The organism is Perlucidibaca sp. (assembly GCF_057084925.1).
On the sequence record NZ_JBXMRC010000033.1, the window covers coordinates 39593 to 45800 of the forward strand.

The 6208-nt window shown below is 57.5% G+C and carries 7 protein-coding genes and 1 pseudogene; 5 read left to right on the forward strand and 3 right to left on the reverse strand.

The features are described from left to right. From AC14IB_RS11060 to AC14IB_RS11075, 4 genes and pseudogenes are all read left to right on the forward strand, one after another. Entirely contained in the window at positions 1-396 is a 396-nt protein-coding gene (locus tag AC14IB_RS11060; RefSeq protein ID WP_484231926.1) for a YkgJ family cysteine cluster protein, read from the forward strand. A gap of 103 nt (positions 397-499) precedes the next feature. Further along, positions 500-1195 (forward strand): annotated as a pseudogene (locus AC14IB_RS11065) (methylated-DNA--[protein]-cysteine S-methyltransferase); the annotation flags it as partial. Continuing rightward, positions 1192-1839, forward strand: a complete 648-nt coding sequence (gene alkB, locus AC14IB_RS11070; RefSeq protein WP_484231927.1) for a DNA oxidative demethylase AlkB — start codon at positions 1192-1194, stop codon at positions 1837-1839. The pseudogene AC14IB_RS11065 and the gene alkB, both read left to right, overlap by 4 nt. A gap of 62 nt (positions 1840-1901) precedes the next feature. Next, positions 1902-2234 (forward strand): YkgJ family cysteine cluster protein, encoded by a 333-nt coding sequence (locus tag AC14IB_RS11075; protein ID WP_484231928.1) that lies wholly within the window; start codon positions 1902-1904, stop codon positions 2232-2234. On the opposite strand, the gene AC14IB_RS11080 is transcribed toward AC14IB_RS11075, so the two are convergent. The 3 genes from AC14IB_RS11080 to AC14IB_RS11090 form a co-directional block, all read right to left on the reverse strand. After that, positions 2231-3841: an NAD(P)/FAD-dependent oxidoreductase gene (locus AC14IB_RS11080; RefSeq protein WP_484231929.1), complete on the reverse strand. Its 1611-nt coding sequence runs from the start codon at positions 3839-3841 to the stop codon at positions 2231-2233. The genes AC14IB_RS11075 and AC14IB_RS11080 overlap by 4 nt on opposite strands. Positions 3842-3911: 70 nt before the next feature. Continuing rightward, positions 3912-4127: a VF530 family protein gene (locus AC14IB_RS11085; RefSeq protein WP_484231930.1), complete on the reverse strand. Its 216-nt coding sequence runs from the start codon at positions 4125-4127 to the stop codon at positions 3912-3914. Between the two features lie 9 nt (positions 4128-4136). Continuing rightward, a complete protein-coding gene (locus AC14IB_RS11090) occupies positions 4137-5345 on the reverse strand; it encodes a BaiN/RdsA family NAD(P)/FAD-dependent oxidoreductase (protein WP_484231931.1) in 1209 nt (402 codons plus the stop codon). A gap of 104 nt (positions 5346-5449) precedes the next feature. Here AC14IB_RS11090 and hisF point away from each other — a divergent pair. Then, on the forward strand, positions 5450-6208 hold a 759-nt coding region (hisF, locus tag AC14IB_RS11095), incomplete at its 3' end, for an imidazole glycerol phosphate synthase subunit HisF (protein WP_484231932.1).

The window sequence follows — 6208 nt, forward strand, 5'->3', positions numbered from 1 at the left end:
ATGAATCGCATTCCCCTGCGACCTGCCGACATTGATCGACTTGAAACCTGGCATCGTTACCACAAGGGTCTCTGTAACGATTGCCAGGCTAGCTGCTGCACACTGCCGGTAGAAGTACGACTTGATGACCTGATCCGCCTCGGTGTGGTCGATGAATTTGAGCGGGGAGAGCCGATTCGGCTGATCGCGCGTCGGTTGGAAAAAGCAAAGGTCATCGGGCACTTCAGCCACAAACAGGAAGTCTTCACGCTGGCGCAACGCAGCAACGGCGACTGTCTTTATCTGCATGCGACGACGCGCCGCTGCACCGTCTATGAACGTCGCCCGAATACCTGCCACCAACACCCTACAATTGGGCCTAAGCCCGGCTTCTGTGCTTATCGTCCGGCAAAATAGCAAGCTTCGGAGTGCAGAAGCCAGCGGGTCTAGCTACAGTCTGCCTTGTCCACGCACCCAACGAGCGCGAGAGCATGACGCAAAGAAAGCCGCTGGCCGAGCTTCGCCAACAGAAAATCACCGATGCGTGACACCAAAAGCCTATGCTCACGCGCATCGCGCCGAACTGGCCCGCCAGCCGACCATGACGGAAGCCCTACTTGAAGCCGGCTACGGCTCCAGCGGCCGATTCTATGAGCAGACCAATGCCGTTCTGGGTATGACGCCCTCAGCATGGCGCGCAGGTGGCATTCAAACGGATATTTCCTTTGCGCTAGGGGAGTGCTCTCTAGGGTCTATTTTAGTGGCGGAGACCGCGCGCGGCATTTGCGCCATTTTGCTCGGCGACAATCCCGAGCCGCTCTTGCAGTCCCTACAAGATCGCTTTCCCCGCACCACACTGCACGGCGGCGATGCCGCGTTTGAGCAACGTATTGCCCAGATTATTGGCTTTGTCGAAGCGCCTGCCATCGGCCTCGATTTACCGCTGGATATCCGAGGCACGGCCTTTCAACATCGCGTGTGGCAGGCATTACGCGCCATTCCGCCAGGGCAAACCGTCAGCTATAGCACACTTGCTGCTGCTATTGGCTCGCCCCGCGCCGTGCGAGCCGTGGCCAGTGCCTGTGCCGCCAATACACTGGCGGTGGCCATTCCTTGCCATCGTGTCATACGGCGTGATGGCTCTCTTTCAGGGTATCGTTGGGGATTGGAGCGCAAGCGCGAACTGCTGGCGCGCGAACATTCAGAGTCACCATGATCGACGACTTGTTTGCGGAAGCCCCTCGCTCAGATACCGAATGGCTAGCGCCCGGCGCAGCGCTACTGCACGGTTTCGCCTTAGCCGATGAGTCGGACATTTTAACTGCCGTGCATCACATTATTAGCAATGCACCTTTTCGCCACATGAAGACCTCGCGCGGTTTTCACATGTCCGTGGCCATCACCAATGCAGGCCCGCTCGGCTGGATTTCAGATCGCAGCGGCTATCGTTATAGCGAGGTAGATCCTGATTCCGGCCTAGCCTGGCCACCCTTGCCGTCGTCACTGACGACGCTGGCGCAGTCTGCCGCCGCGCTGGTGGGCTATCCTGATTTTCAACCCGATGCCTGTTTGATTAATCGCTATGTGCCGGGGGCTCGTATGTCGCTGCATCAGGATCGTGACGAAAAGGATTTCGCACATCCCATTGTGTCTGTGTCCTTGGGCTTACCTGCCGTTTTCCAGCTGGGCGGATTTGAACGCCGTGAAACGTACCAACGTGTGCCGTTGATGCATGGTGATGTCGTGGTCTGGGGCGGCGAGTCCCGACTGCGCTTTCATGGCGTTTTGCCGCTAAAAGCAGGGCATCACTCCTTGCTGGGCGAGCAGCGTATTAACCTGACTTTTCGGCGAGCCGGCTAACTTGAAGTCTCTGATTTAGATCAGTAATCTAAGCGATAACGCGTTTTTACCTAGCCTCACTCATGAGTCAGCACTGTCAATCCTGTGGAGCCTGTTGCGCCGCCTATCGGGTGTCCTTTTACTGGGCTGAAACTGATGAGCACCCAGCAGGTCAGGTTCCCACACATCTCACCACGCCCATTAACCCCTATAGAGTGGCTATGCGGGGTACTGACAGTAAACCGGCTCGCTGTATTGCTCTTTCTGGCACAGTAGGTGCGTCAGTGAGTTGCGGCATTTATGAGCAGCGCTCATCGACGTGTCGAGAATTTATGGCGGGCGATGAGCGTTGTGCAGCGGCACGGCAACGGCACGACTTACCACCCTTATCCATTAAGGCCAGTAACGACGATTAGCGTGCGTTAGCGCTGGTTAAGCTGCGCGCCACGGCCTCTGCGACCTTGATGCCATCCACACCCGCTGAAAGAATGCCGCCGGCATAGCCCGCACCTTCGCCTGCGGGGTACAAGCCTTTGGTGTTGATGCTCTGGAAGTCGTCACCTCGCTTAATGCGGATCGGCGAGGACGTACGCGTTTCGACGCCAGTGAGCACCGCGTCCTGCATGGCGTAGCCGCGAATTTGCTTATTGAAGGCGGGCAAGGCCTCGCGAATGGCGTCGATGGCATAGGCGGGCAGGCTGGCATCCAGCTCGCCTAAGGTCACGCCAGGCTTGTAAGAGGGCAGCACGCTGCCGAACTCGCGCGATGGCCGCTTGGTAATGAAGTCGCCGATTAGTTGGCCCGGCGCGTTGTAGTTGCTGCCACCGAGCACGTAGGCCTGCGACTCCAGTGCGCGTTGGAAGTCGATACCAGCGAGCGGACTACCGGGATAATCCTCCGGCGAAATGCCCACTACGATGGCGCTGTTGGCGTTGCGCTCATTACGCGAGTACTGGCTCATGCCGTTGGTAACTACACGCCCTTCCTCTGAGGTCGCTGCCACCACGGTGCCACCGGGGCACATACAGAAGCTGTAGACCGAGCGGCCATTTTTGGCGTGATGCACCAGCTTGTAGTCGGCTGCGCCCAATATCGGATGACCCGCCTGCGGGCCGAAGCGACAGCTATCAATCAGCGACTGCGGATGCTCGGCACGGAAGCCGATGGAGAACGGCTTTGCCTCGACATAAACGCCTCGGTCATGAATCATCTGAAACGTGTCTCGTGCACTGTGGCCCACCGCGAGCACCACATGGTCGCTACGGATCTGTTCGCCATCCGCCAACGTCACGCCCCGCACCTGGCCGTTCTCAATATGCAGATCTTCTACCCGTGCGCTGAAGCGAATTTCACCGCCTAGTGCAATGATGTTCTCGCGCATCTTCTCAATCATCGTGACCAGCTTGAAGGTGCCGATGTGCGGCTTGCTCACATAGAGAATTTCATCTGGCGCGCCTGCCTTCACAAACTCAGTCAGCACCTTCCGGCCATGATGCAGTGGGTCTCGAATCTGGCTATAGAGCTTGCCGTCAGAGAACGTACCGGCGCCGCCCTCACCAAACTGCACATTAGATTCCGGGTGCAGCTCGCGCTTGCGCCATAAGCCCCAAGTATCTTTAGTGCGTTCACGCACGGCTTTACCGCGCTCCAGCACGATAGGGCGAAAGCCCATCTGCGCCAAAATCAGCGCCACGAATAAGCCGCAAGGACCAAAGCCAATGACCACGGGGCGCAGGAAGTCGCCCTGCGGTGCGGGCGTAACAAATTGATAGGTCGTGTCTGGTGCAGGCCCAACATGGGGGTCATCCGCCAAGCGATCGAGTACGGCGGATTCCTGGGTGAGTGACACATCGAGGCTGTATATCAACACGATATGGCCGCGCTTGCGGGCATCGTAACTGCGCTTATACACGCTGTAGCTGACCAACTCATGCTCGCGCACACCCAGGCGTAACAGAATCGCCGAGCGCAGCGCGTCCTCGCTATGCTCCAGTGGCAGCTTCAGGTCAGTTAGTCGCAGCATGATGATTCTCGATATCTCGGGTGAAGCAGTTCGGCCAATACAGATCGCCGGATCGTCCAGCGCCCCTATTTTAGAGACTGCGGCGGTATAGCTCTTCAACTTTCTCACGCGCCCACGGTGTTCGACGCAAAAAAGTCAGGCTGGATTTGATGCTGGGGTTGTCGTTGAAGCAACGAATATCCACAACGCGACCCATCTCCACCCAGCCATAACGAGCCACCAACTGGGTCAGCATATGTTCCAGCGTGACGCCCTGAAGCGGATCAATAAAGCGTTTTTCGTTCATGGCCCACCCTCAGACAAATTGACCCGCCGCATGGCCCGATGACCATGCCCACTGAAAATTGTAGCCGCCCAGCCAGCCGGTCACATCCACGACCTCACCAATGAAATACAGCCCGACCTGCCGCTTACTTTCCATGGTGCGCGATGACAGCTCATGGGTATCCACACCGCCTAAGGTCACTTCGGCCGTGCGATAACCTTCGGTACCCGCAGGCTTGAGTGTCCAGGCCTGAAGTTGTTGCGCCAACGCGGTTAAAGCCGCATCCGGAATGGCTGCCATAGGTGTTTCCGCCCAGCTCGGCCACAGCAGCGTCTGCAATTCCAGCACCAGCGCTTTTGCCAACCGCTCACTGAGCAAGGTGCGCAGCAAGCTCTTGGCGTGCAGTCGTTTCTGCTCTTTGAACCACGCCTCAATCGCTTCGCCCGGCATCAAATCAATGTGGATACTCTCACCCAGCTGCCAGTAATTCGAGACTTGCAGCACCGCCGGTCCGCTCAGGCCGCGATGAGTGAACAGCAGGTTTTCCGTAAACGTCGTGTCCGCCGCGCTGAGGCTGACCGGCACAGCGAGACCACTGAGCCGCTCCGTCACGACTTTCACGCCATCACTAAAGGTGAAAGGCACTAATCCGGCGCGTAAGGGCAACACGGTATGACCAAACTGCTTCGCGAGATCATAGCCAAAACCGCTACTACCCAAGGTCGGGATCGACAGTCCGCCACTGGCCACCACTAGCGACTCTGCGCTGTATTTGCCCTGCGTGGTGGTTAGTGAAAATCGTGCGGGCAGACTCTCTGATGCCTGCACCTGCTGAATCTCACAATGCGTTCTGATGTGGACGCCGACGTTTTCGCACTCACTCACCAGCATCGCCAAAATATCTTTGGCCGACTCGTCACAGAAGAGTTGGCCATGCAGGCGTTCGTGATACGGAATACGGTGCTTTTCAACCAGCGCAATAAAGTCCCACTGGGTATATCGATTCAATGCTGAAATGCAGAACTGCGGATTCGCCGAGAGGAAATTTTCTGGCCCTACAAAGTAGTTGGTGAAATTACAGCGGCCACCGCCCGACATCAGAATTTTTTTACCGATTTTGTTACTGCTGTCCATGACCAATACGCGGCGTCCACGCTGACCAGCCGCCATCGCGCACATCAGGCCAGAGGCACCGCCACCAATAATAATGACGTCGTAATGGGAGGAATTAGCCGACACGGGCAGTGCTCAATAGGAATCAATGTGGGGCGCATTATAGTCGGGCAGGCGACCTGCCAGTACCCATGCTAAAATCGCGGCCTGCTAAATCACGGTATTTCTGCATGAGCCTCGCCAAGCGCATTATTCCCTGTCTCGATGTTGATCAAGGTCGTGTCGTTAAAGGGGTGAAATTTCTCGACATCCGCGATGCCGGTGATCCGGTCGAAGTCGCTCGCCGTTACGACGAGCAAGGCGCAGATGAAATTACCTTCCTCGACATCACCGCCAGTGTTGAGGGGCGCGACACCATGGCGCGTACCGTCGAGCGTATGGCCTCGCAGGTGTTTGTTCCGCTCACCGTCGGTGGCGGTATTCGCGAAGTGGCAGATATTCGTCGCATGCTTAACGCCGGTGCCGATAAAGTCAGCATTAACTCGGCCGCCGTTAAGCGGCCCGAGTTTGTTGCCGAGGCATCGCAGCGTTTTGGCGCTCAGTGCATTGTTGCTGCCATTGACGCCAAACGCGTCTCCGCTGCAGGCGAACCAGGTCGCTGGGAAATTTTCACCCACGGCGGTCGCAACCGAACCGGCATAGATGCTGTGGCGTGGGCGGTACGCATGGCTGACTATGGCGCTGGCGAAATTTTGCTAACCAGCATGGATGCCGATGGCACCAAGGCGGGCTATGACTTACCCCTGGTACGCGCCATAACCGATGCCGTGAATGTGCCGGTGATTGCCTCGGGTGGTGTTGGCAACCTGCAACATCTGGCCGATGGCATTCTTGAAGGTGGTGCGGACGCCGTACTCGCTGCCAGCATTTTTCACTTCGGCGAATACAGCATCCCGCAGGCCAAGCAGTACCTGGCCGAGCGCGGGATT